The 2,006-nt window shown below is 68.0% G+C and carries 3 protein-coding genes; 2 read left to right on the forward strand and 1 reads right to left on the reverse strand.

Features of this window, described 5'->3' with window-relative positions:
* The coding region (locus EDF47_RS19650) for a helix-turn-helix domain-containing protein (RefSeq protein ID WP_133939199.1) at positions 1-278 on the reverse strand (278 nt) is incomplete at its 3' end.
* Between the two features lie 117 nt (positions 279-395).
* Between EDF47_RS19650 and EDF47_RS19655 the strand changes: the two genes are divergently transcribed.
* Complete coding sequence (locus EDF47_RS19655) at positions 396-998, forward strand: hypothetical protein (protein ID WP_111086138.1); 603 nt, start codon at positions 396-398, stop codon at positions 996-998.
* 31 nt (positions 999-1,029) lie between these two features.
* Positions 1,030-2,006: signal peptidase I (locus EDF47_RS19660; RefSeq protein ID WP_133985729.1), on the forward strand; the 977-nt coding region annotated here is incomplete at its 3' end.

The following is a 2,006-nucleotide window of genomic DNA, read 5'->3' on the forward strand; positions in this document are numbered from 1 at the left end:
CGATCGAGTAGACCTCGTTTGGTCAGACGGTCGAGCAACGCGGTGACGGCTCCCGTTCCCATCTCCAGGTACCCGCCGAGTTCCTTCGGCGTGCGGTCGTCGTCGACCGCTCCGAGGAACTTCAGCGCGCGGAGGTCGACCGGGTTCAGGTCGTGGGTGACGGCGAGGTGCTGCATCAGGTGCGCGTGCTCGACCTGAGCGCTGTAGAACGCGGCGACCGCCTCGTCCAGCAGTCGATCCTGGTCGGCGTCACTCATCGGAGGAGGGCTTGCGCTCATGATCCCATCTTAGACGAGATCCGTTTGGGACAAAAATTGACTTGAACGAATCTGTAGGTGTAAGGTCTACCTAGCTCGAAATTCGAGTCATGCCTCAACCTGAACGGATCTCCTCTCATGCGTCGCCCGAACCGCACCATCGCCCGTGTCGCCACCCTCGCCGTCATCCCGGCTGCCCTGCTCGCCGCCGGTGTCGCCGTGTCCACCGCGTCGTACTCGGCGTTCTCGGCCACCTCGTCGGACGACGCCAACAACTGGTCGATGGGATCGGTGGCGCTGAGCAACGACGCATCGAACGGTGCGCTCTTCGCTGCGTCGAACCTCAAGCCCGGTTCCACCGGGACGAACTGCATCGCCGTCACCTCGACCGGCTCGCTCCCCAGCGCAGTGAAGCTCTACGCCACGAACGTGCAGCAGACCAAGGCGCTGGCCTCGTACGTCACCCTGCAGGTCAAGCAGGGCAGCGGTGGAGGCTACGGCACGTGCAACGGCTTCACCGCGGCGGCCGGGTCCGACGGTCTCCTGTACAACGACTCCCTCGCGTCGTTCGCGTCCACCCGAACGAGCTACGCCACCGGCGTCGGGACGTGGAAGCCCACCGGCGACAAGTCGGAGACCAAGACCTACCAGATCACCTACACCGTCTCGTCGGATGCCCCGGCCTCCCTGATGGGTGCCACCGCGAGCCTCGGGTTCACCTGGGAAGCACAGAACTCCTGAGCGGCCGGGAGGACACGAGAGGAGGTCGGTCATGCGTCCGTCCGTGTGGGGTCGGTTCGCCGTGGTGCTCGGCGCCCGGGGGATCCTGGCTGCCGTCCTCGGTCTCGTGTTCTGGGCTGTCGCTCCGATGGTCCTCGGCTGGCACACCACCACGGTGATGACCGGCTCCATGGAGCCGTCCCTGCACCCGGGCGACGTCGTGGTGAGCAAGACGGTCACCGCGGGAGAGCTCCGGAAGGGACAGGTGTTGCTCTTCGCCGACCCCGACCACGTCGGCACCCTCCGGCTGCACCGGTTCGACTCCCTCAACAGCGACGGGACCCTCACCACGAAGGGCGACGCGAACCCCTCCGCCGACTCCACACACATCTCCCGGTCCGCGGTCACGGGCGTCGGGTACCTCCGTGTCCCACTCATCGGCACACCCGTCCTCTGGGCTGCGGACCATCGAGCGGGCCCGCTCGTCGCCCTCGGTTCGGCCCTCGTCCTCGTCGCTGGACTCGCCGTCCTGCCCGCCGTCGCAGATCCGAGCAGGACGACAGGGGCGTCCCGACGTGGGCCCCGGCATCGTCAGCAGGACCACCGGCCGTGGGCGGTGGGGGCACTCCTCGTCACTTCTGTCTGCACCGTCGCGGCGCTGGCGGTACCTGCTCCGGCGGCCGCCGCGGCCTTCGCCGCCACCGCCACCGCACCCAGCACGATGGCGACCGTGGCCGCGACCCCGGCCACTGCGCTGACGTGCACGTCGAACACGAACGGGTCGGTCACCATCGGGTGGAGCTACGACGGGGTGGCACCCGAGCGGTTCACCACGGTCATCGACGGCGTCGCGAGCAGCGACACCAGCGCCGGCACCGCCCGATCCACCACGATCAGCTCCTGGGATCTCTTCTCCTTCCGCACCTCCAGTGTCACCGTCCGCGCCGACGTCACCTCGACGTGGACGACGACCTCCGCCAGCAGCGTCCGCATCAGCACCGTCCGCTTCCTCGGACTCGGCCGCACCAG

It is taken from the genome of Curtobacterium sp. PhB190, from assembly GCF_004365385.1.
Taxonomy (GTDB): Bacteria; Actinomycetota; Actinomycetes; order Actinomycetales; family Microbacteriaceae; genus Curtobacterium.

Bases quoted from the DNA above. Each gene is read 5' to 3' on its own strand.
- EDF47_RS19655 (WP_111086138.1), top strand. From the start codon at position 396: ATGCGTCGCCCGAACCGCACCATCGCCCGTGTCGCCACCCTCGCCGTC.